A 23,647-nucleotide genomic window follows, 5' to 3' on the forward strand; every position below is an offset into this window, starting at 1 on the left:
GTATTCATGCGACTTAAACATTTAATCCTTGCCGCAGCATCGGTCGGAGCCGCAACACCGGCATTGGCCCACACCGGGGTGCATTCAATGTCGGGCTTTGCCGCCGGTTTCCTGCATCCCCTTGGCGGGTTCGATCACATGATCGCCATGCTCGGCGTTGGTCTTTTCGCCGCATCGCTAGGCAGCCGTGCCCTCATTGTGGTGCCCGCGAGCTTTGTGTTGATGATGATCGTAGGCGGAGTCATTGGACTGGCGGGAATCAATCTTCCGGCCGTTGAGGTGTCCATAGCTGCTTCGGTGGTTGCCGTCGGTGCTGTGGTGGCCTTGGGCCGGTCTTGGCCACTGAGCGCCGCGGCGATGCTCGTGGGCTTCTTTGCGCTTTTTCATGGTTACGCGCATGGCACCGAAGTTCCGTCCGGCGCCACTGCATTTTCATATAGCGTAGGTTTCAGCCTCGCGAGTGCAGCCCTGCATGCCCTCGGTATCGGCCTGAGCCGTATAGCCATGGGTCATGAGAAAGCTAATCAGTTTCTCGGTGCCGCAATCACCCTTGCGGGCTTCGTAATAGCATTTGGGTAGAGACAATGACACGACCTCCGCGGAAAAATCGGAAACTGCACTTCGGTTCTCTCATTGGCGGCTGATCTTCAGCCTATGACGAGGAGTACTGCTTTTGGCACTCCTGAGACGTAATCGCTTGGTCCGATTTCGTGGACATGAGCCGATGTGCTTCGCGAGCATGACGCTGCGCGGGCACCGGATGCAAGGTTACAAGCCACAGCGGACCAGGACGTGGAGCGGGTTCTTCCGCGCATCAAGCCCAGCTCCGATCCCTCCAGCGGCTGATCCAAGGAGCAAACTGCCTGCGATGGTGATATCCGGTGAACGGTACTGTCAATTGGCAAGGGACTGGGGCCTATGGCAGGGTCTTGGGCATGAGCACGACATCCAACCCCTACCGAGGCTTCCGCTTTCCAGCCGAAATCATCAGTCAGGCGGTGTGGCTGTATCACTGCTTCAGCTTGAGCCTGCGTGAGGTCGAGTTGATCCTGGCAGCGCGGGGCATCGTGGTCAGCTACGAGACCATCCGCGCGTGGAGCCTCCGCTACGGACGGACCTACGCCAACAGCCTCAAACGGTGCCGGCCGAAACCCGGTGACAAATGGTTTCTCGATGAGGTGTTTGTTCGCATCCGAGGCAAACTGCATTATCTCTGGCAGGCGGTCGACCAGCACGGCAACGTACTCGATGTGTTGGTCCAGAGTCGCCGGAACACAAAGGCCGCCAAGCGCTTCTTTCGCAAGCGGCTGAAGGGCTTGCGCTATGTGCCGACAGTGATCGTGACGGACAAACTTGGCTCTTATGGCGCTGCCGAACGCGAGATCTTGCCGGGCGTGGAACATCGGCAGAGCCGGTATCTCAACAACCGCTGTGAGGTCTCACACCAACCCACCCGACGACGGGAGCGCCACATGAGGCGGTTCAAATCAGCCCGGCAGGCCCAGCAATTTCTCGCCACTCACACTCCGATCCACAACCACTTCCAACTTCGCCGTCACCGTCTTTCTGCCAGCGAGTACCGCGTTGCCCGCAATCGCGCTTTCAGTTCTTGGCGCGATGCGACTGGTACTGCCCTCGTCGGCTGATGTGGGCAATCACGATGACTGCCCCAGCGATAGGTTCGTCTGTTTACGTCAACTTGACAGTACCGTCGACCCAGCCAAGGTCGTGCGCACGGCTCTGCAGAATGCTGCGTCGGTCGCTGGTCTGCTGGTCACCACCGAGGCCATGGTTGCCGAGGCTCCGAAGAAAGAATCCGCTCCGGCGATGCCAGGTGGCGGAATGGGCGGCGGCATGGGCGGTATGGACTTCTAAGGTCCTGCTCCCATCATACCCAGTGGAAAGGCCCCGGAGTGATCTGGGGCCTTTTCGTTTGTGCTATGATTTTTCAATAGGCCGTCCAACAGGTGAAGTTGGGCCGGACAACTGCGCCGCACTACGCCTGCTGTGAGACCGAGTCGTCGGCCGTTCTCCATCCTTTGCAACGGCCGCGTCAATTCTGGCAGGGATAAGGTGCTCGGTAGGGGAGCCGGCCGAACATTTCTTCGTCCAACCATGCCCGAGGCAATAATCGCATCAGCACTTATTCAGCACGACCACATTGAATTCAGCCGTATTGGTGCCCTTGCTCGGCTCAATCCTCCCGAGGAGGGTGGGCGAGACGTTCCACCTCTGCCCAGTGCCGGTGATCACCGTCACGGTCTTCTTGTTGAAGCGCGTCAGCATGCCCTCAAGTTGACCCTGGCCGGGAGGCTGGAAGGTGACCCGGTCGCCAATCTTGAACTCCAGCATCTCCACATGAGCGCGCATCTGGTCGAGAAGGCGCAGGCGCTCGACGATGCGGTGGTTGAGATCGATAAGCTCGGCTTCGGTCAGCTGGTCAATGTCGATCTTCATAGAGGTGCCATATTCTAGAGCCGGCTGGCCATCGAGCGAATGTCTGGCCAGCGCTTTTGCCTGTCAAGCGCTCGATGCAGCTTCCAAGCGCTGTGGTGCGGAAGGACTGCGTTGCACGGATCAGGGGAGTTGGCACTCGAAAGAGGCCCAGGTGAAGCAAAGGGCAAGATGTCGTCGGCGCAATAGGCAGGTCGAGCCTCTGGTCGAGTAGACCGGTTGAGGCTATGCGCGGGACCACGCAGAACTACGAAGCACGGGGCGGGGCGGCTCGATCACCTTCCGCATTGGGAGGCGACTGCCAGCCCCGCACTAGGCCAGAGAACAGCCAGAGCATCGCCCCCACCGCGGCCGCGGCCATCGCCCACCAGAGTGCGGTCGACAGTGCCGCGGCGTCGATCACCGGCCACGGATGTTGCGCTAGTTCGGCGCCACGCTCCGTCACCCAGTGCCAAGCCGTATGGGCCACCAGTGCTGACAGGATAATCGTGCCGATCCTTTCGGGCACCACATACTTGAACAAGAGACCAAGTGCCGGAACCGCTACTGCCAGCACAACCAGCTGGCCGACCTCCACACCTACATTGAACGCCAAGAGCGAGGTGATCAGGTGCGAGCCGGCAAATTGCAGGCGTTCGCTCAGCAGGAATGAGAAGGCGAAACCATGCACGAGGCCAAATGCGAAGGCGACGAACCAGCGCCTCTCCGTGCTGGGGCCGACGATGTTTTCCAGTGCCATATAGAGGATCGAGATTGCCACGAGCGTCTCGATCAGCGGCGTAAACCACAAGGCGCTCGGCGCAAGGCCATAGGCCGAAGCGATTAGCGTAATCGAATGAGCGATCGTAAAGGCGGTCACCACGACGGCAAGTGGGCGGAGGCGCCGGAATGGGATGACCAAGGCGAGCAAGAAGAGAAGATGGTCGATGCCCTCCAGGATGTGGAGAAAGCCGTCCTCAGCGAAGAGCAGGAACGCCTGCAGCCAGCTCGGATCGAGATGAACGATGCCGACACCGGCGTGAACATCGAACACCCGTTCCGGGCTGTCGGGCGACAGGAAGCGCATTATTATGTTAACCTTGAGCCCGAGACGGGTCAGTCCCGGCCGGATGGCGAAATCTGATTGGTCCGATTGAATCGTATATTCATAGGCGACGTCCAGCAGACCCTGCTTCCAATAGATCTCCGTGTCCGCCGGCAACGGACCGCTTCGGATATGGGCCAGCGCCTGCTCGTAGCTCGCAAAGGAGCGGTCGGAGGTCAGCGACACCCGCGAGCCGACAAGCTGGGGCTTTCCCAGCAATGTGCCATTCTCGTAGACCTCAACGAAATCACGGATCCAGACCTGGGCGGCGTGCTGCAGCGGCGCATCGATGCGCGACAGGTCCAGGAATCCGTTGGGCTTGAGCGGCACATCGACGTCGCGCAGAGACTCCATCGGTGCCCGCACTAGGAAGGTCAGTGTCTTGCCCTCCGGCTTTAGGAAAGCCAGGACCGTGACCTCGTTGGGCACTTCATGGGCTGAGGTGCGCATGGGCCAGCCAATCAGCAGGGCGGCTGCGATGATGAATGCAAAGACGATCCGAAGGGGCGCCATGATTCTCGATGGTTCTCGACAGCAGAGCCCAGCTTGGCTACATTTCAATATATTGACAAGAGCGGCGCCAAGCTGCCCGGCAAGGGGGCCGGGAGGAAACAGAATGAGACAGCTCTTCTGGAGTCGCAGGGCGTTTGTCGGTGTAAGTTTCCTGGCAGTTATGGCGGCGCTCGGCACGGGCCAGCTTCTGCTGCAGAAGGCTATTGCGCAGGGCAAGGAGGCCCCGCGCTTTGAGGTCGATCCATTCTGGCCGAAGCCCATGCCCAACAACTGGGTGCTCGGCCAGACAATCGGTGTGGCGGTCGATTCGCGCGACCATATCTGGATCGTCCACCGTGGCTCGGACCCGGCCGCTCTGGACAATACGGAACTAGCCGTTCCGATTACCGGCAACCGCGCCGGTCAGCGTGTTGGGGAATGCTGCAATCCCTCGCCACCGGTCATGGAGTTCGACCAGGCAGGCAATCTCGTAAATTCCTGGGGCGGCCCTTCTCCAACAAGGGAATATGAGTGGCCTTCGTCCAATCACGGCATCGCGGTCGATGCAGAAGGCTTCGTCTATATTGGCGGAAATGGCGCCGGCGATGCGCATGTCCTGAAGTTCACCCGCGACGGCAAGTTCGTCGCTCAGTGGGGCCGGGCGGGTGCTCGCCAGGCTAAGCCCGCGGCTGCGGCCTCGGATCCACTGGCCGGGTATGCCGGCGTGGCGCCAGGGGGCAGTGTTCCCGCCGCGGGCGCGGCGACTCCTGCAGCGGGCACTGCTGCTCCTTCTGCGGGGGCAACTCCTGCCGCGAGCGCTGCGGCTCCTTCCGCTGCCGCACCTGCCGCGGCAGCCGCGCCGACCTACCAGGCCAACAGCCATGATCAGGAGAGTTTTGGCCGGGTCGCAAAGATCGACCTCGTTGAGAGCGCCAACGAGGCCTACCTCTCGGATGGCTATCTGAACCACCGTGTGGCCGTGGTCGATATGGATACAGGCAAAATCAAGCGCTACTGGGGCGCCTACGGCAAGCCGCCGACTGACGAGGTCCTGCCGCCCTACAATCCAGCAGCTCCCGTGGCCCAGCAGTTCGCCAATCCCGTGCACTGCTCCAATGTCTCGAACGACGGCTTGGTCTATGTCTGCGACCGCGCGAATGATCGTATCCAGATCTTCCGCACCGATGGGACCTTTGTCAAAGAGGTGTTCGTCGCCACGCAAACCCTGGCCGACGGCTCGGTTTGGGACATTGATTTCTCCCATGATCCCGAGCAGCGGTTCCTCTATGTCGCTGATGGCGTGAACGAGCATGTGCGCGTCTTCAATCGCCAGACCATGGAGGAGCTCTACAACTTCGGCTACGGCGGTCGTCAGCCGGGCATGTTCCTCGGTGTGCATTCCATCGCTGTAGACTCCAAGGGGAACATCTACACAACTGAGACTTACACGGGTAAGCGCCTGCAGAAGTTCGTCAACAAAGGCGTCGGCCCTGTCTCAACGGTGAATGCGGCTATGCCCTGGCCAACGGCGCAGTAGATAGGCTCGAACTCGCTTCGGCGTCGGCTCCTCATCGGGGCCGGCGCGTTCACTATCCGTCTTCGCCGAAAGCTACAGTGCGCGATTTTGAGCGCTGACGTGGCGCCTTGGCTCTTGGCTCTGACGGCCTCCTTACGGACGCAGACACTCGCTTTGGTCCAACATCGCTGTTGCCCGCGCGGGCTGGGCGGCGGCCTCTTGGAGCGACGGGCCGGTTCTTTTCGTCAGGATGCTGTGCCTTCAGCGAGTGTTCATCGAGAAAAGTGCGGCAAGCGGCAAAGTCATCTAACACTGCGGGTGGGCACTCGATCCCTTTCTGTTCGGCCAGGGACCGAGCATAGCGCACCATTGCCTCACTTGGAGAACGCGGGCCGGTCTGCGGTGTTGCCGTAGTAGGTCCAGACGATCGTTGTGGTGCATGGTGGTCCAGGAACGTCCGGCAGATGGCACTATTGGACTTCAGCCCGCGGGGAAGCTTCAGGCCACGCTGGGCAGCAATCGATGTCGCGAAAGCAATCATCGCCTTCGTTGGGGGCTTCCCATCCGCTGTGGAGGGCGTTGGGAGATATGCCGGATCGAGAGCAACAGCGCCGGACTGTCCAATCGTCGTGATCAGCTCTCTGACACGGCTGCGGGTTCGCTCCTGATAGGCTGCCGCTCGGCGGGCCGCCTCTGCGCGTGTGGCTGCGCGCCCGATCTCAGCAAGATCAGCCTCGAACATTGCCCGACCAACTGGGTCGCCATAGGCCGGAAAGACACAACGAACAGCAGCGATCAATGCGAGACCAACCTCAGTCACCTGGATTGGCGGATCCCTGCCCTTCAGCAGTTCAACATACTGGCTCTTCTGGAGCTTGGGCAGGATTGTGTCGCGGGTCGCCGCGGTCCCGAGACCCTTGGGTTCATTTGGGTTCGCTGGGTTCTCGAGAGCTGCCTTGAGGGCTGGGTCTTCCACCTGATCAACGAGGCGCCCCATGACCACCGGCAGCTCGCCACGGGTGATGCGGCGGGGTGGCTCGGTTTTGGCAGTCTCGATCCAAGCGTTGGTCGCTTTCCCCGGCTCGTTGTCCCGAACGGGCGGCAGGCGTCCAATGGTCGGTTCCTCCTCCGGCTTGGCCTTGCCTGGAACAACTTCATTGTCCTCATCAGCCTCGGCTCCATAGACAGCTCGCCAGCCCGGCGACTTGATTACGCTGCCGCTGACTGAAAACCGCTTTGGACTGAGTGACGTCGCGACTTGCACAGCAATTGTGGTTCGAGCGTCAATACCGTCAGGCAGGTGGGCTGCCAGAAAGCTCTTGGCCACTAACTCCCAGAGACGCAGCTGATCCCCATTAATGCTCCCCAGCTGAGGCACCTTGCGCAGTGGCACAATGGCGTGGTGCTCGCCCGGATCCTTGACGTAATGGCCTTTGTTGCCCTTGCGAAACACCAGTTTGCCTGCTGCCGGCACGAGGCTCGCAAGATCAGTTAGGATCCCGACAACACTCGCGATCACAGAACTGGCGTCGCCAGTCTGGCTTTCCGGCAGGTGCTCAGACTCGGTGCGAGGATAGGTCAAGTATCCCTGGTCGTAGAGCTCCTGCGCCAGCTTAGCCGTGTGCTGTGGATCCCAGCCGAAGCGCTTGGCGCAGCGGCGTGCGAGAGTGTCTTTTGAGAACAGGCGAGGAGGCGATCGACGCACATCCTTCTGCTCGACACCGAGCGGGCCCGACCAGAAAGCGGCTGCCTGCTGGATCGTCTCGGCGATCTGCTTAGCGAGGATCTTGTCCTTTGGCGCGTGCCAGAGGGTGATCTCGGCTCCGCTGTCCGCCGTAACGGCCAGGGCGATCTTGAAATAGTCCTGAGGGACAAAATTGCGAATGCGCTTTTCGAGGTCAGCCAGGATAGCGAGCGTCGGAGTTTGCACGCCGCCAAAGCGCCAAGGCTGTCGGAAAGCCGGTGGCCGGAGCCTTAACGAAATGGCGCGCGTGCCGTTGAGCCCCAGGTGGTAATCCTCATATTGGCGGCACAGAGCCTCCAGATAGGCGGCATAGTCCCGCTCACCCGAGTCCGGCTCCTTGGCCATAGCCGAGAAGGCCCGGCGGATCGAGATCTCATCAAGAGCTCCCAGCTTGAGACGATCCACCCGACCCCGGTAGCCAAGGTGCTCGAGCACCTCCCAAGCAATCATTGAGCCTTCTCGGCCAGGATCAGTGGCGATGATGACCCGCTCTACGCCTTGGAGAGCCTGCTTGATCGCCTCGACCTTGGGCTTGTGCGACTGGCCCGAGCGGCTGGTGCCGTATGTAACAGGAATACGCTCGAGCACGATCGGCAGAGTATCAAGGCGCCACGATTTCCACTCGTCCCGGATGTTGCCGGGTTCCTCGGCAGCTAGGAGGTGGCCCTCGGCTGAAACACAGATCGTTGTTGGCGATTTGAAGAACCGCTGCAGCTGGCGCATGGCCGAGGGCTTCTCAAAGAAGAACAGCGTGCGCGAGGCTGACTGGGCCGCCATCATCTTCAATCGTGCAATGCTATTGCAGCCTGTAGCCCAGAGCTGGGTCACAAGCCTACAATCAAGAACGGATAGAGAACACTACCCGCGGTGACATCGCTGGTCAATGGAAGAATGGGAGTGGAGGTTAAGCAGCGCTAACAGCGCTCTCAGCGAACTGCAGGCACGGCTCTTTCTAAAGGTCTCAGAGTCTGCAAAGCAGAAGCGGTGTTGCTCTGCCAAGGAGCATCGCTGGGCAGGCACCAAATCAGATGATGAGTGCCGCGATTGTGGCCGTCACAGAATCTGCGAGAAAAAAGCAGCTCGCGGTTCAGACCAGCAGCGCAAGTCGAAGCAGCTAAGATGTTCTTTTGATTGAGATAAATGGCGGAGAGGGGGAGACTCTCGCTCCCGATGCAGAAAGTCCTTGCGCAGTAAGGGCTTCCGAGGCCCTCGCATGCATTGACTGTACCAGCTGCCTGTCCCGCTGTCCACGCGCAGGACGAGGGGCAGCAGGCCAATCATCCAAATCCCAAGGACCGCTTCCAGCCTATAAGCGGAAGTCCTCAAAAGTTCCGGAACTTCTCAGGTGGACCCAATCCGGACGTAAAGCTCCGGAAAGCTTCTTCCTGCACAACCATGAGAGCCGCATAGGCGCTGCCGGTCGCCTGCTGGTAGTCGCGACAGTGGCATTTCAGCATCGGATCGGTTTGGTGCCGTCTCATACCGAGTTGTTCCGCAGGCGCATCCGCCAGCCATCGGCTCCATCCCGTTTTCCATCTGAAATCTCTGCTCCCTTGTCCAAAGCCTTAAGAACTCCATTCTTCCTACCAAGAGGAACCCGGACTAAGCCGGTAACTGCGCGCCAACGCAGCCTCGCAAGAAATGACTCGGAGGAAGCTTATGGTGGGATTGTCGCGCCGGAGCCTGCTCGCCGCCTTGGCGATGTCGGCTGCCGCCCCTGGCCTGACCCAGGCTCAGGGCCTGTCTGATCGGAATATCTTCATCATCGTTCCCTTCACTCCGGGCAGCGGGCCCGATGTGCTGGCGCGCATCGTCGGCGAGGAGCTGCGTAAGCGCTGGAACCAGCCGGTCATCATCGACAACAAGCCAGGCGCCAGCGGCAACATCGGTGCGGCCGCGGCGGCTCGTACTGAACCTGATGGCCATACGATCCTGCTCAGTGTCAACACGTTCCTGATGAACGCCGCGCTCTCCAAGAGCTTGCCCTACGATCCCGTGAAGAGCTTCGCGCCGATTGTCGAACTTGCGACAGGATCGCTTGTTCTGGCCGTCCATCCCTCGACCCCGGTCAAGAGCACACGGGAACTGATCGACTATGCGAAGGGCAAGCCTGGCGAGGTCACGTACGCATCGCCCGGACGTGGGACGCCGCAGCATCTCGCGATGGAGCTGTTCAAGCTCACTGCGGGCGTGGATCTCCGGCACGTCCCCTATACAGGCTCTGCCGGCGCCGTGAAGGATTTGGTGGGCGGGCATGTAGGCGCGATGTTCGTCCCAGTGCACACCGTGCTTCCGATGGCGGCTGAGAACCAAGTTCGCCTGCTGGCGCTCGGAAGCGAGAAGCGCTCCATGCTTGCGCCGGATGTGCCGACCCTAGCGGAAGAAGGGGTCAGCGGGTTCGAGGTTGATCTCTGGTATGCCTTGAGTGCTCCGGCGGGCACGCCGAAAGACATCATCGACCGCTACAACAAGGTCGTGAACGAGATCCTGGCCTCTCCCGATATCCGTGACCAGTTCGCCAAGCAAGGGCTCGTGCCGGTCGGCGGCTCGCCGCAGCAATTGGCGGCACTGATCGAGAAGGATCTGCCCCGTTGGGCGAAAGTGGTCAAGGACGCGGGCATCACCCAGGAATAGGCGCCTAAGCCGCTTCCGTGTGCAAAATGATCAGCAAGTTCAGAATGCGAGCTTTGTCCTGTCTCAAGGCCAGAACGCCAAGCTCCATTCCACAAGACATTTCATGAGGAGATATCGATGAAGCGGATCGATGCGTTCACGCACTTCTTTCCGAAAGGCTACTACGATCTGATGGGCGAAGTCGCGGGCCACATGGGGGACATGGTTCGCCGTGCCCGTGCAATCCCCGCGATCCATGATCTCGACGAGCGCTTCCGTGTGATGGACAAGTTCCCCGATTATGCGCAGGTTCTGTCGCTGCCGGCTCCGCCGCTGGAAATCATCTCGGGAGGGAACCCGGATACGGCGCTCGAACTCGCCAAGCGCTGCAATGACGGGCTTGCGGAACTCTGCGCCAAGTATCCTGACCGGTTTCCCGCCTTCGTTGCCCAGACGCCTCTTGCGACGCCGGACGCCGGTGTAGCGGAAACCCAGCGCGCGATCCGTGATCTCGGCGCGATCGGCACCCAGATTTACAGCAATGTGGCCGGCAAGCCGCTCGACCGGCCGGAATTCGAAGCTTTCTTCGCGGCCATGAACGAACTCCGCAAGCCCATATGGCTGCATCCGTCCCGAGGCGCCAACCACCCGGACTATCTCGATGAGAAGAAGTCGCTCTATGAGATTTGGTGGACCTTCGGCTGGCCGTATGAGACCAGTGTCGCCATGGCGCGTCTCGTCTTCTCGCAAACGCTCGATAAGTATCCGAACCTTAAGATCATCGCGCATCACCTCGGCGCCATGGTGCCCTATTTCGAAGGGCGCGTCGGGCCAGGGTGGGATCAGCTCGGCAAGCGCACCTCCGACGAGGATTACTTCGCCCTCCTGAAGAGTCTGAAGAAGCGTCCGCTGGACTACTTCAAACAGGATTTCTACGCCGACACCGCCGTGTTCGGCTCAAAGGCGGCGACCATGTGCGGCCTCGAGTTCTACGGCGTCGACAATGTCGTGTTTGCATCCGATTGCCCCTTCGATCCCGAGCAGGGACCCGGCTACATCCGTGAGACACTCCAGATCCTGGAAGGTCTGGACCTGTCCCAGGAGGATAAGGAAAAAATCTACTTCAGGAACCTGGAAAAGCTCACCGGTCATCGCTTCTCAAGGTGACCATGAGCGGCGGAAAACAGCACGATGCGCAGGTCATCATCGTCGGAGGCGGCCCTGTCGGCATGGGGCTGGCGATCGAGCTCGGGCAACGCGGAATCCGCTGCGTGGTCGTCGAGCGCTACACGTCCCCGCAACCTATTCCAAAAGGGCAGAATCTAACTCAGCGGACGATGGAGCACTTCTACTTTTGGGGTGCGGAAAAGGCTCTGCGCGCTGCGCGAACCATCCCACGTGAGTACGGAATTGGAGGTTTGACGGCCTATAAAACCCTGCTTGGGAAGTATGCCTATGACTGGCTTCAGCGGGAGCTCGTAAGGCCATTCTATTTCACTGATAACGAGCGGCTGCCGCAATACGCAACAGAGGCAGTGCTCCGGCAGCGTGCTGCCGAGATCCCGGAAGTCAGCATGCTATATGGGTGGAGTGTCGAGGAGGTAAGTCAGGGCCATGATGGTGTGCATGTTGTTATGTCCGAGCGTGAGCAAAGGGATCGCCGAGTTCTGCATGCTCAGTATGTTGTAGGCAGTGATGGTAGCCGGTCTTTAGTACGGGAGCAGAGTGGCATTACTCAGACATGCTCTGACCACGACCGACTCATGGTCCTTCTGGTGTTTCGCTCCAAAGGCCTCCATCAGCTCTTGGAGCGGTTTTCCGGGAAGTCATACTACAATGTTCTTGACCCAGAACTGAAGGGATACTGGAAGTTCTTAGGTCGGGTGGATCTTGGAACGAGGTGGTTCTTTCACGCGCCGGTCCCACTTGGAACGCACAAGGATAATTTCGATTTCAGGCAGTATCTTCATTCCGCCATAGGAGCAGAGTTCGACGTAGAATTTGAACACATCGGATTCTGGGAACTGCGAGTTGCCACGGCCGACATTTACCGAAAGGGCCGCATCTTCATCGCCGGTGATGCGGCCCACAGCCATCCGCCCTATGGTGGCTACGGCATCAATACTGGTCTCGAGGACGCGGCAAACCTCGGATGGAAGCTTGCCGCCGCCTTGCAAGGCTGGGCCGGGTCCAAGCTCCTGGACACTTACGATGAAGAGCGAAGGCCGGTCTTTCAGTCGACAGCGCGAGATTTCATCGAGCGGGCCATCTCGGCCGACAAACACTTCCTCGATAGATTTAATCCGGATCGTGATCGGAGCACGTTTGAGCGAGAATGGAAGGCTCGGAGCTCCGGCGCAAAGGCCGAGATCAATGCCTTTGAGCCCAACTACCGCGGCTCCTCGCTTGTGTGGGGAGAACCTGAAAGCGGATGCAGCGCTCTCGGTTCACATAGCTTTGTAGCGCGGGCAGGACATCACCTTGCGCCTGTGCTTCTCTCGTCAGGCCGCAACCTATTCGAGGAACTAGGCCAGGGTTTTTGTCTGCTGGGCTTGGACGTCCATGAAGAGGCTCTGAAATCCTTCGAAGTATCTGCCAAGCAACGAAGCGTGCCGCTCAAGATCATCAGGGATACCTGCGACGAGGGCCGCGAGCAGTATCAGGCAAGATTAATCCTCATCCGCCCTGACCAGTTCGTTGCGTGGGCTTCCAGCGACAGCGGCGCTGACGGAGCAGAGATCCTAGAGCGGGCTATTGGTGCAGGACAGCAGCTAGCACCGTCTAGTGCTCTGCAACCGTAATCCCGCCTTTGGCGGACGCTGTCTTCTGGCCGGAGGCATCGAACTGCTTGAGGTACGCAGTCAGATCCTTGATCCTCTGCTCGTCCTTGAGGCCAGCGTACACCATTTTGGTGCCCGGCACCTTCGCCTTGGGATCCTTGATGTATTCGGAAAATATAGCCTCATCCCAGGTTATGCCTGAGTTCTTGTTGGCGGGCGAGTAGTTATAACCCTCGACTGTTCCGGCCTTTCGGCCGAAGAGACCATTGAGCACCGGACCAACCGCATTCTTGGCAGCAGGGCCAACCTGATGGCAGGCGCGACATTGCGCAAAAACCTTCTCGCCGGCCGCCACGTCCTGGGCCTGAACCATTGTTGGACTGAATGCCAAGGTAAAGAATGTGAGAAGAGGAATGCGCATCGGAGAGCCTATCAGTAGTCACGGTTGCCAAAGCACAACCGGAGAATGACATAGCGGTTCCATAGACTCTGCCCCGCAGTTCTGCTGCGAGCAGAGAACAAGCAGCCCAAAACAGCCGCGACCTGTTTGCTGTTAACTCAGTTGATGCATCGCACAATTGATATGTGCAGTGCGGCAAGAAATCCAATCCTGTGTCGGTTTTCCCAATTGACGGTTCAACTCATCTTGCCTGATCGTTCTCTTGGCAAAATCGATCATAGCTGGAGCTGAGATACAGGATCGTTGAATTCCTATTGCATTTAGTCACGAACGATTGACTGGCATTCGAACCGTTCTAAAATTCATAGTTCAGTTGCGCGTGAAGATGCACCCATAATCAAAAAGCGGGAGGAACGAGATGGTCAGCCTGACGATCAATGGAACTGTTCATCAAGTCGATGCTGAACCGGACACGCCGCTCTTGTGGGTCATACGCGAGCAGGTCGGACTAACCGGTACAAAATATGGCTGCGGCGTTGCCCAATGCGGTGCCTGCACCGTTCATGTGGATGGTGTTGCCACACGGTCCTGCAGTCTCCCGATATCGGCTGTTACGTCTGAGCAGAAGATCGTGACCATCGAGGGACTGTCTCCAGACACGTCGCACCCGTTGCAGAAGGCTTGGCTCGAACTTGATGTTCCACAATGTGGCTATTGTCAGACTGGTCAGATCATGGCCGCTGCGGCGCTGCTTCAGGCCAATCCCAATCCTTCCGACGACGACATTTTGGCCGAGATGACGAATATCTGTCGATGCGGAACCTACAATCGCATCAAGGCGGCCATCAAACTCGCCGCCTCAGAGAACCGCGGCTGACCGGGATCAGGAGGAACCAATGCCTGCAGCACTCGACGTCTCTCGCCGCTCATTTCTTGTCGGTTCCGCTGCAGCAGCAGGCGGGCTCGCTCTAGGATTCAACATTCCCTTCGCCGGCGACGCCCTCGCGCAAAGCGCCCCGGAGATCAATGCCTGGGTGATCGTAAGACCCGACGAAACGGTGGTAGTTCGGGTCGGCCGCGTCGAGATGGGGCAGGGAACCCTGACGGGCCTTGCCCAACTCGTTGCCGAGGAGCTTGAATGCGACTGGGCAAAGGTGACAACCGAATATCCAACCCCAGGCCAGAACGTTGCCCGCAGCCGCGTCTGGGGCAATTTCCAAACGGCCGGAAGCCGGGGTGTCCGTGACTCGCACGATTACATGCGCAAGGGAGGCGCCGCTGCCCGGCAGATGCTGATCCAGGCTGCTGCCAACGGGTGGGGCGTGCCAGCCGGTGAGTGTACAGTCGCAAAAGGCGTGATCACTCATTCGCCGTCAGGCCGCACCACAACCTATGGCAAGGTCTCTGAAGCTGCCTCGAAGCTTGAAGCCCCGAAAGACGTTCAGCTCAAGGACCCCAAAGACTGGACGATTGCCGGAAAGCCCGTCAAGCGGATCGACACCGCTGAAAAGCTGAACGGCTCCCAGATTTATAGCATCGACGTGAAGCGTCCGGGGATGCTGAATGCTGCCATCAAGGCCTGTCCGGTGTTCGGCGGAAAGCTCAAGAGCTTCGATGCCGCACCGGTCCAAGGCATGCCGGGTGTCAAGAAAGTCGTCACCGTTGGCGACAACGCGGTCGCAGTCGTTGCCGACACATGGTGGCGGGCCAAGACGGCGCTCGATGCCTTAACAATCGAATGGGACGGGGGGGCGAATGCGGCACTTTCCAGTGAGAGCATCGATCAGATGCTGAAGGAGGGGCTTGCGGCGGAGCAGGCCTTCGTCGGCAACCAAGCCGGTGACATCAAAGCAGCCATCGCAGGTGCAGCCAAGAAAGTGGAAGCGGATTACGGCTTCCCGTACCAGCATCACGCCACCATGGAGCCGATGAACGCCACCGCTCTGTGGACCAATGAGAGATGCGAAGTCTGGACGGCAACGCAGAATGCCGAGGCTGCCCTCGCCACGGCAGTCGCCGCATCGGGCCTGTCGATCGACAAATGCGATGTCTATCGCCAGAACCTAGGCGGGGGCTTCGGCCGGCGCGCCACAAGCCATGATTACGTCCGTCAGGCGGTCCTGATCGCCAAGGAGATGCCGGGCACGCCCGTGAAGCTGATTTGGTCCCGCGAAGAGGATATGCTGCACGGGCATTATCATCCCATTACCCAGGCCAGGATGGTTGGAGCTCTCGATGCGGACGGGAACCTGACCGGGTTGCGCATGCGCATCTCGGGTCAGTCGATCCTGGCGGGTGTGAATCCCCAAGGGCTCCAGAACGGGCGGGACCCGGCGACCTTCCAGGGTCTGAACCCGGGCGGGACAGAAGGTGTGCTCGGCTACACGATCCCGAATCTGCTCATTGACCATGCCATGCGGAACCCGCCGATCCCGCCGGGCTTCTGGCGCGGCGTGAACAACAATCAAAATGCCCTCTACCTCGAATGCTTCATGGACGAACTGGCGCATGCCGCCGGCAAGGATCCGTTGGAGTTCCGGCGCAAGCTGCTCGTCAACCATCCCAAGCACCTCGCCGTGCTCAATGCAGTGGCCGAGAAGGCAGGTTGGGACACGCCAGCGCCGCAAGGCATCTACCGCGGGCTCGCCCAGCATATGGGGTATGGCAGCTACGTTGCAGCCTGTGCGGAGGTCTCGGTCGGCGACAACGGGGTGCTGAAAATCCACCGCATCGTGGCGGCGACGGATTGCGGCCATGCGGTCAACCCTCAGCAGATCGCTGCCCAGATCGAAGGCTCCTTCGTCTATGGGCTGACAGCCTTGCTCTACGGCGAGATCACGCTGAAAGACGGCAAGGTGGAGCAGGAGAACTTCGACTCTTACCAGATGATGCGCATGGACGAAATGCCCGCAGTGGAGTCCATCGTGATGCCGTCGGGGGACTTCTGGGGCGGTGTGGGCGAACCGACGATCTTCGTGGCGGCGCCGGCGGTGCTGAACGCCATCTTCGCCGCGACTGGAAAGCGGGTCCGCTCCGGTCCGTTGACGAAAGCCGATCTGCGCAGGGCTTAAGGCGTGAGCAGGTTGCGTCGAACATCTGCTCTCACGCTGGGAGGCATGATGTCGATGGCGGTCGCCACGATGACCGTAACGGTGCCTGCGATGGCTCAGAACGTGGCGCCTCCCGGTGCCACGGCATGCTCCGGATGTCATGGTCCAGGCATTTCCGATGCGGTCGTTCCTCCTCTTCACGGTCGTCCCCCAGGAGAGATCGTCGGTGCCATGCAGGATTTTCGGACGGGTCAGCGCCCGGCGACGGTCATGGATCGCATCGCCAAGGGTTTCACGGATGAGGAAACCCGCGCCATCGCATCCTGGCTCAGTCAGCAACCGTGAGAGGCTGGCATGCCGCAAGCCCTGACCCGAAGGACGCTTCTGAAAACGGCAGTCGTGGGAGCAGCCGCCGCTGCATTCTCCCGCCGAACGGCTGCTCAAGCCTCGTCGAAAGTGGTCGTCGTCGGCGGCGGTTTCGGAGGAGCCACGTGCGCCCGGGAACTGCAGCGGGCGGGATTTGCCATAAGCCTTGTCGAAGCGAATGCTGTCTACACTGCTTGTCCGTTCAGCAATGCGGTGATCGCGGGTCTTCGTCCGATCGAGGCGCAACAGCTCAAGCTCGATGCTGTCGAGAAGGGCGGGATCGCCGTCGTCCGGCAAAGGGCGACCCGTGTCGACCCACAAGCTCGGCGTGTCATCCTCGCGGATGGCTCCTCGCTGGACTACGACCGTCTCGTCCTCTCTCCCGGAATCGACATCAGGTTCGATGCGTTGCCCGGTTATGACGAGGCGGCAGCCGCCATCATGCCGCATGCCTGGAAGGCTGGAGAGCAGACGATACTCCTGCGCCGCCAGCTCGAAGCGATGGATGACGGCGGCATCTTTGTCATGGCAGCTCCCGCCAATCCGTTCCGCTGCCCACCGGGGCCCTACGAGCGGGCAAGCCTAGTCGCGCATTACCTCAAGACGCATAAGCCACGATCCAAGCTCCTCATCCTGGATGCAAAGGACAGCTTCTCCAAACAGCGCCTGTTCCAGGCTGCCTGGCAGGATCTCTATCCCGGCATGATCGAGTGGGTGTCCCTATCGTCCGGGGGCAAGGTGATCGAGGTCGATGCGAAGGCCAATACACTGGTCACCGATTTCGGACGGCATAAAGGCGACGTCGTCAACGTCATCCCGCCGCAGCGCGCCGGCGAGATCGCTCAGGTGGCTGGCGTTGCCGATCGGACCGGCTGGTGCCCCATCGATCCCGTGACCTTCGAGTCCCGTCTCCAGCCGGGTATTCACGTGATAGGCGATGCCTCGATTGCAGGCGGTATGCCCAAATCGGCTTTCTCAGCCAATGCCCAGGGAAAGGCCTGCGCTGCGGCTGTTGCGGGCCTTCTACGGGGCAAGGCTCCGGCTGAGCCAAAGCTCATCAACACCTGCTACAGCCTTGTGGCGCCCGATTACGGCATTTCCGTTGCTGGCGTGTACACTCCTCGCAATGGATTACTGGCCGATGTGGAGGGTGCCGGCGGCACCAGCCCTGTCAATGCACCGCCGTCCTTCAGGGCCCAGGAAGCTGTCTATGCCGAAGCTTGGTTCCAGACCATCTCCCGCGAAGTCTACGGCTGATAGGCGATTGGCGATGGCGGGAGCTCTGGTCCTTCTTGCCGTCCTCCTCCCCAGTCAGGCCAGGGCGCAGGACGTGCGCCCCTACGAGATCGTTGGTGATGCCATTCCGGTGCCGCTGACCGCTGCCAAGGGGGATCCTGTCCGCGGTCGTGCCATCGTGGTGGATCGTCAGAGAGGCCTTTGCCTTCTGTGCCATACCGGTCCCTTTCCGGAGCAGCGTTTTCAAGGAAATCTCGCCCCAGACCTGAAAGGGGTGGGGATCCGCTTGTCGGAAGGCCAGCTGAGGCTCAAGATCGTCGACAGCAGACGGCTGAATCCTGCGACAATCATGCCGCCCTACTACGCCATGGATGGTCTCGTCCGCGTTGGGCGGAACTGGCAGGATAAGCCCGTATTGAGCGCAGAGCAGGTCGAGGACGTGGTGGCGTTCCTCACAACATTAACGGAGACGCCATGAGCCGGAAGTCAGGACCCGTTGAGACGTCAAGGCGTGAAATTCTTGCAGCCGGCGCGGGCGCTCTGGCGCTGGTCATCGCACGCCCGGCTCGGGCGACGCCTGAGAGCATGGCTGCTGCCATCAAAGCCTTTGTTGGCGAGGCGGATATACGGGAGGGAATGGTGACCCTCGAGCTACCCGCACTCGTGGAAAACGGCAACTCCGTACCCCTGACCGTGAAGGTCGACAGCCCAATGACCGCACAGGACTACGTCAAGAGGATCGCCGTCTTTAACGAACGCAATCCTCAGCCGAACGTGGCCCTTTTCTACTTGAGCCCCCGCGCAGGACGGGCCCTCGTGTCCACCCGGATCCGCTTGGGCGACTCCCAAAACATCGTTGCCATTGCTCAGCTGAGCGACGGCACATTCTGGTCCGACAAGGCCGAACTCGTCGTCACCTTGCCGGCCTGCGTGGAGAGCTGAACATGGCGCGCGCGCTCATCAATGTTCCTGCCAAGGCCAAGCGAGGCGACATCATCGAGATCAAGGCCCTGATCTCGCATCCCATGGAGACGGGTTATCGAACCGGGCCCGACGGCGCGCTTGTGCCGCGCGACATCATTAATCGCTTCATCTGCACGTATAATGGTGAAGAGATCTTCAGCGCGGACTTGTTCCCGGCCATAGCCGCCAACCCGTTTTTGTCCTTCACCACCACAGCAACCGAGAGCGGACGGATCGCGTTCCGATGGATCGATGATCGGGGGCAGGCTTATCTCGAGACAGCAGAGATCGCGGTCGAATGAGGGGTGTGCTGAAGAACGTTGCGCTGACTGCTGGGTTCGGAGGCGTACTGGCTCTTTGCATTTCTCTTGCCACTGCTCAATCGCCCCCGTCCGAGCGCAAGTCCGGATTCGAGTTCATGAGCCCGGAATCGCAGGCGACTCAGCAGGATGACTTCTCGAACCCCGGCATGCTGTGGGTCGCCGAGGGCGAGGCCGTCTGGAACGCGAAGGCTGGTGTGCTCGGGCGCTCCTGCGCCGAGTGTCATGGGGACGCGTCTGTGAGCATGAAGGGCGTTGCCGCGCGCTATCCTGTCTATTTCGCCGAGAGCGGACGGCCGATTGATCTCCAGAGCCGCATCAATGTCTGTCGGAAGACTAACCAGAATGCGACACCTTTTCCGCTCGAAGGCCGGGATCTTCTCGCACTCTCGTCTTTTATCGGAAAGCAGTCACGCGGCATGCCCATCACGACAGGTGAAGACAACCGTCTTGAACCGTTCCGCGCCCGGGGGCAGGAGCTCTACGAACAGCGGCAGGGCCAGCTCAACTTCTCCTGCGCCAATTGCCACGACGACAACTGGGGGAGAAGACTTGCCAGCAGCATGATCCCTCAATCCCATCCAACAGGCTACCCTCTCTATCGTCTGGAATGGCAGGGCATGGGCTCCCTACAGCGGCGGCTGCGAAACTGCATGACAGGCGTGCGGGCGGAGCCGTACCCCTACGGCTCGCAAGAATATGTCGAGCTCGAACTATTCCTGATGACCCGTGCCAAGGGTATGCCCCTAGAAACTCCAGCCGTTCGGCCCTGATGGAACCTGGGCGGGGCTAGCCGCTTGTGGGCTTGTCCGCCAGCTTGGGTCCTACAGTCAGGGAGATGGCCTCCCCCTGCTTGAGCCCATAGGCTGCAAGAGCCTGGCTCAGTTCCTGAGCCGCGGCGCCGGCCCTGACCTGGTCGCTGGTGATCTTCTTCTTCCAGTTGTCGGATTCGTTCTCCGGGGGCATCCAGCCGAAGCGCTCGAGCACTTCAGGGGTATCCTCCTTCATGAAAGGATAATTGAACTTGCTGACAGCCTCTGCGAGCAGCCCATCGTCGGTTCGGATGACGGCGACGAAGTACTTCTCCTTCTCACTGTAGACCTTCGCAGTCATATCCGGCTGCGTGGCCACGAAAGTCACCAGATCGGACAGGCACTTTTCGCTGAAGCGTCTCAGTTGCTGGGTCATTGTCCCTGAGCACGACGTTTCTTCAGCCTGCTGAGCAACCGCTGCTCCCGAAACGGGGGCAGAGACGAACAGCATGAAGGTTGCAACCTGAAGATTCTTTTGCCAGCAGATCATCGGGCTCCTCCCCATGCGTGCGATACCAACCAACAAAGCCTAGGATCTTCGGTTCCCCGAGATCGATTGCATAGGACGGTAAGTGGTACTCGACTTACCTAAGCCCGGTTACTATTGCGACTCCGCACCTTCGTCTCTAAAGACATTATAATATTAAATTTGCGGCACTCTGCCGTAACAATTGAGCACATCAGGTGCACCCGAAATTCAAACGAAGTGAATGGCCGCTAATGGAATGGTCCGGCCGTGCTTCTGCCCCGCTTGGTCGTAAGCTGCGGGGCAGAAGCACGCGAGGAGCACGTCCCATAGGCGTCGTCACGTTAACTCGGGTATTGAAGGGAGCCGTGTAGATGGGCCGGCATAACCAAGCCCATCAGCTATAAGCGCCATCGCTTTCCGCCTGAGATCATCGCCCATGCCGTTTGGCTCTACTTTCGGTTCCCGCTGAGCCTACGCTTGGTTGAGGAGATGCTGCTGGAGCGCGGCATTCTCGTGTCCTATGAGACGGTGCGCCGATGGGCTCAGAAGTTCGGACCCGCCTACGCTCGCCGCCTCCGGCGCAAGAAGGCGAGCCGTCGCAATGTTTGGCACCTCGATGAGGTGGTCATCAGCATCGCCGGCCAGAAGCACTGGCTCTGGCGGGCTGTCGATCAGGACGGCTATGTGCTCGATGAGATCGTCCAGAGCCGCCGCGATATCAAGGCGGCCAAGCGCTTGCTGAGGCGTCTGTGGAAGAAACAGGGCTGTCCACCGCGACGGATGATCACCGATAAGCTCGGCTCGTATGCTGCTGCCCGGCGGCAGATCATGCCAGCGGTCGACCACCTCTCGCACAAGGGTCTGAACAACAGGGCGGAGAACTCGCATCTGCCCTTACGACGGCGAGAGCAGGCAATGCAGGGCTTTCGCTCCCCCGGAGGCCTACAGCGGTTCCCCAGTGTCTTTTCGGCTACTCGCAACCTGTTCGTTCCGCCCCGCTCCCGACGCTCTGCCCTTGCCACCCATCTGCTCCGCCTCAATGCCGTGGCGGAGTGGAAAGCCGCGGCCACCCTCATCGCTTAAGCCAATTGAGTGGCCAAGTTGCGCTCGACGCGCTTAGTGTCAGTTAACGTGACAAGCCCCCTATGCCGCTGGCCTCAGAACACACCCGGATCAGCATGGCCGTCTCGACTTCGAGGACTTCCGAGCGGCCTTAGCCACGCTCCCCCTGGATCAGCGAGAGGCGCTGCTTTTGGTGGGGGCGCACGGGATGTCCTATGAAGAAGCCGCCGCGGTGTGCGACGTGGCGGTTGGCATGGTCAAAAGCCGCGTGAACCGCGCCCGGTTCAAACTGGCATCACTCTTACAGTTTTCAGGTGGGGCTGACTTGGGGCCTGATGATCTGTCCAAAGCGGCACTGGCGCTGAGATGAATTGCTCAATTCCATAAGAAATGGCCAAGTTTGCCTGTTCAGGTTAGATTCAAGCCTGATGGCCGAAGAATGAACAGATGAACCAACCAGCCAACAGCAGACCACTTGTCCTGATTTTGGAGGACGAGGCCCTTATTGCGCTCAACGTTCAAGATGAATTGCAGGATGCAGGCTATATGGTCGCTGGACCCTTTTCAGCCTGCTCTGCCGCCCTTGAGTGGCTCCGGACAACCACGCCTGACATGGCTGTCCTGGACACAACCCTGAAAGATGGCCACTGCCGGGAGATCGCTTTGGAGCTAAGCCGCCGTGAGGTCCCGTTCCTGATATACTCAGGGTACCAGGAGGATCAGCAGCTTCTGTCCGACTTCCAGCACATTACTTGGATCGAGAAACCCGTCCCGTCTGGGGCTCTGGTCCAAGCCTGCCAGCAGCTTCTGGTCGGCTGACCCTAAATCGCTTTTGAAATCAGCCGCTTTGCTCGAACTAACATAGGTTATGCACGTTCTCAGGAGTGGTGTCAGTGGTAATCCCTCGTGTTGAACGGCAACTTGCTCCCTCCTGAATCAGAGACTGAACGGCTCGCCATCCTGCGCAGCTATGGGATTCTCGACACGCCACCAGAGCCTGCGTTCGACGATCTGGTACAGCTTGCCGCCCGCATCTGTCAGACTCCCGTCGCTCTCATCAGCCTCATTGATGACCGCAGGCAGTGGTTCAAGGCCGAGGTGGGGCTTGGAGTTCGAGAGACACCCCTGGATCGTTCCATTTGTCTCACTGCCATGCTTCAAGCTGGGCTGACCATCGTGCCTGACCTGACGGAAGACCCTCGCTTTGCTCATAATCCTCTGGTAACGGGCGAGCCCAACCTGCGTTTCTACGCGGGGGCTGCGCTGAGAACACCTGATGGTGTGCCGTTAGGAGCATTGTGCGTCTTCGACAGTGTAGTGCGTGAACTGTCTCAGGATCAGTTTGTCACTCTTTCCATTCTGGCGCGGCAGGTTATGGCGCTGCTGGAACTGCGTCGAACTGTTGCAGACTGTGATGCGAAGGTGGAGACCAGTTGCCAGATCGAGCAGCGGCAGACTTTGCTTGTTCGCGAGCTTCACCACAGGGTGAAGAACACCCTGGCTACTGTCCAGGCGCTCGTTGGAGCCACAGGCCGGTCCACCGGCAGCTTTGACGAGTTCAATCACTCGTTCTCCAGCCGGATCACTTCGTTAGCGAAGACCCACAACCTGCTGACCGAGGACTATTGGCAGACGGCCCCGCTGCGCGAGATTGCCCTCAACGAACTCAAGCCGTTCGATGAGAGTCGACAGCCCCGCTTCATGCTCATTGGACAACCCGTTGAGCTATCGGCTGATCTCGCAGTGCCTGTCGGCATGGCACTTCACGAACTAACCACGAATGCCGTCCGCTATGGGGCTCTTTCAAATCCAACGGGGCATGTCCGAGTTCAGTGGAATGTGGACGAGGTCGAGGGGACAAGGAAGCTTCACCTTGAGTGGGAAGAGGTCGGCGGCCCTCCGGTGAAGGAGCCTCAGCACCGTGGGTTTGGTTCAACCCTGCTCCAGCGGGTTCTACCCATGCAGTGCAATGCTGCGGTGGAGGTGCAATATGCCCAGGAGGGTCTACGCTTCCAGATGAGTGCGCCGCTGGTTGAACGGCGGCTGGTCCCTACCTATTGACCGCTTCGCTCTCGCGCCCGTACGAGGCGCAACGTTCCCGTGGACAAGTCTCTTGGCGGCTTGATCTCTTCTGACGAAGTCGTAGAATGAGAACATTGCGAGAACAAAACTTGGTGCGATGCACACCTGACGGGAGGTATGAAATGCTTGGTGAGGTGAACTTTCACAGCAGGCCACAATGGTTAGCATGGGCCGAGTACAGCATCATTGCTGCCTCCCTCGCTG

At 59.8% G+C, this 23,647-nt stretch carries 24 protein-coding genes and 1 pseudogene; 19 read left to right on the top strand and 6 right to left on the bottom strand.

Annotated elements, in window-relative coordinates; translation table 11 throughout:
* Positions 1-6 precede the first annotated feature (6 nt).
* The 3 genes from IC232_RS22700 (at position 7) to IC232_RS22710 (ending at position 1,875) form a co-directional block, all read left to right on the top strand.
* On the top strand, positions 7-579 hold the full coding sequence (locus tag IC232_RS22700) for a HupE/UreJ family protein (protein WP_190847230.1): 573 nt from the start codon (positions 7-9) through the stop codon (positions 577-579).
* 356 nt (positions 580-935) lie between these two features.
* The gene (locus IC232_RS22705; RefSeq protein WP_190847231.1) at positions 936-1,646 is read left to right on the top strand and encodes an IS6 family transposase; all 711 of its coding nucleotides are present in this window, start codon (positions 936-938) and stop codon (positions 1,644-1,646) included.
* A gap of 82 nt (positions 1,647-1,728) precedes the next feature.
* Positions 1,729-1,875: a hypothetical protein gene (locus tag IC232_RS22710; RefSeq protein WP_190847263.1), complete on the top strand. Its 147-nt coding sequence runs from the start codon at positions 1,729-1,731 to the stop codon at positions 1,873-1,875.
* 261 nt (positions 1,876-2,136) lie between these two features.
* On the opposite strand, the gene IC232_RS22715 is transcribed toward IC232_RS22710, so the two are convergent.
* Together IC232_RS22715 and IC232_RS22720 are read right to left on the bottom strand one after the other, a co-directional pair.
* Positions 2,137-2,457: a hypothetical protein gene (locus tag IC232_RS22715; RefSeq protein ID WP_190847232.1), complete on the bottom strand. Its 321-nt coding sequence runs from the start codon at positions 2,455-2,457 to the stop codon at positions 2,137-2,139.
* Positions 2,458-2,701: 244 nt separating this feature from the next.
* A complete protein-coding gene (locus tag IC232_RS22720; RefSeq protein WP_190847233.1) occupies positions 2,702-4,051 on the bottom strand; it encodes a HupE/UreJ family protein in 1,350 nt (449 codons plus the stop codon).
* Positions 4,052-4,154: 103 nt separating this feature from the next.
* Here IC232_RS22720 and IC232_RS22725 point away from each other — a divergent pair, with 103 nt between their 5' ends.
* Positions 4,155-5,567 (top strand): hypothetical protein, encoded by a 1,413-nt coding sequence (locus tag IC232_RS22725; protein ID WP_190847234.1) that lies wholly within the window; start codon positions 4,155-4,157, stop codon positions 5,565-5,567.
* A 52-nt stretch (positions 5,568-5,619) separates the two neighbouring features.
* Here IC232_RS22725 and IC232_RS22730 read toward each other — a convergent pair whose 3' ends face one another.
* Both IC232_RS22730 and IC232_RS33350 read right to left on the bottom strand, forming a co-directional pair.
* Positions 5,620-8,067: a type IA DNA topoisomerase gene (locus IC232_RS22730; RefSeq protein ID WP_190847235.1), complete on the bottom strand. Its 2,448-nt coding sequence runs from the start codon at positions 8,065-8,067 to the stop codon at positions 5,620-5,622.
* A 545-nt stretch (positions 8,068-8,612) separates the two neighbouring features.
* Positions 8,613-8,771 (bottom strand): GFA family protein, encoded by a 159-nt coding sequence (locus tag IC232_RS33350; RefSeq protein WP_190847236.1) that lies wholly within the window; start codon positions 8,769-8,771, stop codon positions 8,613-8,615.
* A 178-nt stretch (positions 8,772-8,949) separates the two neighbouring features.
* Here IC232_RS33350 and IC232_RS22740 point away from each other — a divergent pair, with 178 nt between their 5' ends.
* The 3 genes from IC232_RS22740 to IC232_RS22750 all read left to right on the top strand — a co-directional run bounded on the left by IC232_RS22740 (position 8,950) and on the right by IC232_RS22750 (position 12,704).
* Positions 8,950-9,924, top strand: coding sequence for a Bug family tripartite tricarboxylate transporter substrate binding protein (locus IC232_RS22740; RefSeq protein ID WP_190847237.1), 975 nt, complete (start codon positions 8,950-8,952; stop codon positions 9,922-9,924).
* 117 nt (positions 9,925-10,041) lie between these two features.
* Positions 10,042-11,070 carry an amidohydrolase family protein gene (locus IC232_RS22745; protein ID WP_190847238.1) on the top strand — a complete coding sequence of 343 codons (1,029 nt, stop codon included), beginning with the start codon at positions 10,042-10,044 and terminating at the stop codon, positions 11,068-11,070.
* Positions 11,071-11,072: 2 nt separating this feature from the next.
* Positions 11,073-12,704, top strand: coding sequence for an FAD-dependent monooxygenase (locus IC232_RS22750; RefSeq protein WP_190847239.1), 1,632 nt, complete (start codon positions 11,073-11,075; stop codon positions 12,702-12,704).
* On the opposite strand, the gene IC232_RS22755 is transcribed toward IC232_RS22750, so the two are convergent.
* On the bottom strand, positions 12,685-13,104 hold the full coding sequence (locus IC232_RS22755; protein ID WP_190847240.1) for a c-type cytochrome: 420 nt from the start codon (positions 13,102-13,104) through the stop codon (positions 12,685-12,687). The two genes, IC232_RS22750 and IC232_RS22755, sit on opposite strands and share 20 nt — an antisense overlap.
* 397 nt (positions 13,105-13,501) lie before the next feature.
* On the opposite strand from IC232_RS22755, the gene IC232_RS22760 reads away from it, so the two are divergent.
* Genes IC232_RS22760 through soxA form a run of 8 tightly spaced genes read left to right on the top strand, consistent with a single transcriptional unit; the run spans position 13,502 to position 19,791 of the window.
* Positions 13,502-13,960 carry a (2Fe-2S)-binding protein gene (locus IC232_RS22760; protein ID WP_190847241.1) on the top strand — a complete coding sequence of 153 codons (459 nt, stop codon included), beginning with the start codon at positions 13,502-13,504 and terminating at the stop codon, positions 13,958-13,960.
* 19 nt (positions 13,961-13,979) lie between these two features.
* Positions 13,980-16,154, top strand: a complete 2,175-nt coding sequence (locus IC232_RS22765; protein WP_190847242.1) for a xanthine dehydrogenase family protein molybdopterin-binding subunit — start codon at positions 13,980-13,982, stop codon at positions 16,152-16,154.
* A 54-nt stretch (positions 16,155-16,208) separates the two neighbouring features.
* The gene (locus tag IC232_RS22770; protein WP_246812346.1) at positions 16,209-16,478 is read left to right on the top strand and encodes a c-type cytochrome; all 270 of its coding nucleotides are present in this window, start codon (positions 16,209-16,211) and stop codon (positions 16,476-16,478) included.
* A gap of 9 nt (positions 16,479-16,487) precedes the next feature.
* Entirely contained in the window at positions 16,488-17,756 is a 1,269-nt protein-coding gene (locus IC232_RS22775; protein WP_190847244.1) for an NAD(P)/FAD-dependent oxidoreductase, read from the top strand.
* Between the two features lie 13 nt (positions 17,757-17,769).
* Positions 17,770-18,213 (top strand): sulfur oxidation c-type cytochrome SoxX, encoded by a 444-nt coding sequence (soxX, locus tag IC232_RS22780; protein ID WP_190847245.1) that lies wholly within the window; start codon positions 17,770-17,772, stop codon positions 18,211-18,213.
* The gene (locus IC232_RS22785) at positions 18,210-18,677 is read left to right on the top strand and encodes a SoxY-related AACIE arm protein (RefSeq protein ID WP_190847246.1); all 468 of its coding nucleotides are present in this window, start codon (positions 18,210-18,212) and stop codon (positions 18,675-18,677) included. The genes soxX and IC232_RS22785 overlap by 4 nt, the downstream gene beginning before the upstream one ends.
* 2 nt (positions 18,678-18,679) lie before the next feature.
* On the top strand, positions 18,680-19,000 hold the full coding sequence (soxZ, locus tag IC232_RS22790) for a thiosulfate oxidation carrier complex protein SoxZ (RefSeq protein WP_190847247.1): 321 nt from the start codon (positions 18,680-18,682) through the stop codon (positions 18,998-19,000).
* The gene (gene soxA, locus IC232_RS22795; RefSeq protein WP_190847248.1) at positions 18,997-19,791 is read left to right on the top strand and encodes a sulfur oxidation c-type cytochrome SoxA; all 795 of its coding nucleotides are present in this window, start codon (positions 18,997-18,999) and stop codon (positions 19,789-19,791) included. The genes soxZ and soxA overlap by 4 nt, the downstream gene beginning before the upstream one ends.
* Before the next feature lie 16 nt (positions 19,792-19,807).
* Here soxA and IC232_RS22800 read toward each other — a convergent pair whose 3' ends face one another.
* Complete coding sequence (locus IC232_RS22800; protein ID WP_190847249.1) at positions 19,808-20,320, bottom strand: TY-Chap domain-containing protein; 513 nt, start codon at positions 20,318-20,320, stop codon at positions 19,808-19,810.
* Positions 20,321-20,680: 360 nt separating this feature from the next.
* On the opposite strand from IC232_RS22800, the gene IC232_RS22805 reads away from it, so the two are divergent.
* The 4 genes and pseudogenes from IC232_RS22805 to IC232_RS22820 all read left to right on the top strand — a co-directional run bounded on the left by IC232_RS22805 (position 20,681) and on the right by IC232_RS22820 (position 23,422).
* Positions 20,681-21,382 (top strand): IS6 family transposase, encoded by a 702-nt coding sequence (locus IC232_RS22805; RefSeq protein WP_190847261.1) that lies wholly within the window; start codon positions 20,681-20,683, stop codon positions 21,380-21,382.
* A gap of 124 nt (positions 21,383-21,506) precedes the next feature.
* Positions 21,507-21,731, top strand: a pseudogene (locus IC232_RS22810) (sigma factor-like helix-turn-helix DNA-binding protein); the annotation flags it as partial.
* Positions 21,732-21,808: 77 nt separating this feature from the next.
* Entirely contained in the window at positions 21,809-22,180 is a 372-nt protein-coding gene (locus tag IC232_RS22815; RefSeq protein WP_190847250.1) for a response regulator, read from the top strand.
* 87 nt (positions 22,181-22,267) lie between these two features.
* Positions 22,268-23,422 carry a sensor histidine kinase gene (locus IC232_RS22820; RefSeq protein ID WP_190847251.1) on the top strand — a complete coding sequence of 385 codons (1,155 nt, stop codon included), beginning with the start codon at positions 22,268-22,270 and terminating at the stop codon, positions 23,420-23,422.
* The last annotated feature ends 225 nt before the right edge of the window (positions 23,423-23,647 follow it).

This window comes from Microvirga sp., assembly GCF_014699075.1.
In the GTDB taxonomy this organism is placed as follows: Bacteria; Pseudomonadota; Alphaproteobacteria; order Rhizobiales; family Beijerinckiaceae; genus Microvirga.

What these genes read in the sequence shown, in the direction of transcription:
- IC232_RS22700 (WP_190847230.1), top strand. Translation starts at nt 7, where the DNA reads ATGCGACTTAAACATTTAATCCTTGCCGCAGCATCGGTCGGAGCCGCA.
- IC232_RS22775 (WP_190847244.1), top strand. Translation starts at nt 16,488, where the DNA reads ATGCCGCAAGCCCTGACCCGAAGGACGCTTCTGAAAACGGCAGTCGTG.
- soxZ (WP_190847247.1), top strand. Translation starts at nt 18,680, where the DNA reads ATGGCGCGCGCGCTCATCAATGTTCCTGCCAAGGCCAAGCGAGGCGAC.
- IC232_RS22815 (WP_190847250.1), top strand. Translation starts at nt 21,809, where the DNA reads ATGAACCAACCAGCCAACAGCAGACCACTTGTCCTGATTTTGGAGGAC.
- IC232_RS22705 (WP_190847231.1), top strand. Translation starts at nt 936, where the DNA reads ATGAGCACGACATCCAACCCCTACCGAGGCTTCCGCTTTCCAGCCGAA.
- IC232_RS22770 (WP_246812346.1), top strand. Translation starts at nt 16,209, where the DNA reads ATGGCGGTCGCCACGATGACCGTAACGGTGCCTGCGATGGCTCAGAAC.
- IC232_RS22745 (WP_190847238.1), top strand. Translation starts at nt 10,042, where the DNA reads ATGAAGCGGATCGATGCGTTCACGCACTTCTTTCCGAAAGGCTACTAC.
- soxX (WP_190847245.1), top strand. Translation starts at nt 17,770, where the DNA reads ATGGCGGGAGCTCTGGTCCTTCTTGCCGTCCTCCTCCCCAGTCAGGCC.
- IC232_RS22760 (WP_190847241.1), top strand. Translation starts at nt 13,502, where the DNA reads ATGGTCAGCCTGACGATCAATGGAACTGTTCATCAAGTCGATGCTGAA.
- IC232_RS22720 (WP_190847233.1), bottom strand. Translation starts at nt 4,051, where the DNA reads ATGGCGCCCCTTCGGATCGTCTTTGCATTCATCATCGCAGCCGCCCTG.
- IC232_RS22740 (WP_190847237.1), top strand. Translation starts at nt 8,950, where the DNA reads ATGGTGGGATTGTCGCGCCGGAGCCTGCTCGCCGCCTTGGCGATGTCG.
- IC232_RS22750 (WP_190847239.1), top strand. Translation starts at nt 11,073, where the DNA reads ATGAGCGGCGGAAAACAGCACGATGCGCAGGTCATCATCGTCGGAGGC.
- IC232_RS22715 (WP_190847232.1), bottom strand. Translation starts at nt 2,457, where the DNA reads ATGAAGATCGACATTGACCAGCTGACCGAAGCCGAGCTTATCGATCTC.
- IC232_RS22755 (WP_190847240.1), bottom strand. Translation starts at nt 13,104, where the DNA reads ATGCGCATTCCTCTTCTCACATTCTTTACCTTGGCATTCAGTCCAACA.
- soxA (WP_190847248.1), top strand. Translation starts at nt 18,997, where the DNA reads ATGAGGGGTGTGCTGAAGAACGTTGCGCTGACTGCTGGGTTCGGAGGC.
- IC232_RS22785 (WP_190847246.1), top strand. Translation starts at nt 18,210, where the DNA reads ATGAGCCGGAAGTCAGGACCCGTTGAGACGTCAAGGCGTGAAATTCTT.
- IC232_RS22730 (WP_190847235.1), bottom strand. Translation starts at nt 8,067, where the DNA reads ATGGCGGCCCAGTCAGCCTCGCGCACGCTGTTCTTCTTTGAGAAGCCC.
- IC232_RS22725 (WP_190847234.1), top strand. Translation starts at nt 4,155, where the DNA reads ATGAGACAGCTCTTCTGGAGTCGCAGGGCGTTTGTCGGTGTAAGTTTC.
- IC232_RS22765 (WP_190847242.1), top strand. Translation starts at nt 13,980, where the DNA reads ATGCCTGCAGCACTCGACGTCTCTCGCCGCTCATTTCTTGTCGGTTCC.
- IC232_RS22800 (WP_190847249.1), bottom strand. Translation starts at nt 20,320, where the DNA reads ATGATCTGCTGGCAAAAGAATCTTCAGGTTGCAACCTTCATGCTGTTC.
- IC232_RS33350 (WP_190847236.1), bottom strand. Translation starts at nt 8,771, where the DNA reads ATGAGACGGCACCAAACCGATCCGATGCTGAAATGCCACTGTCGCGAC.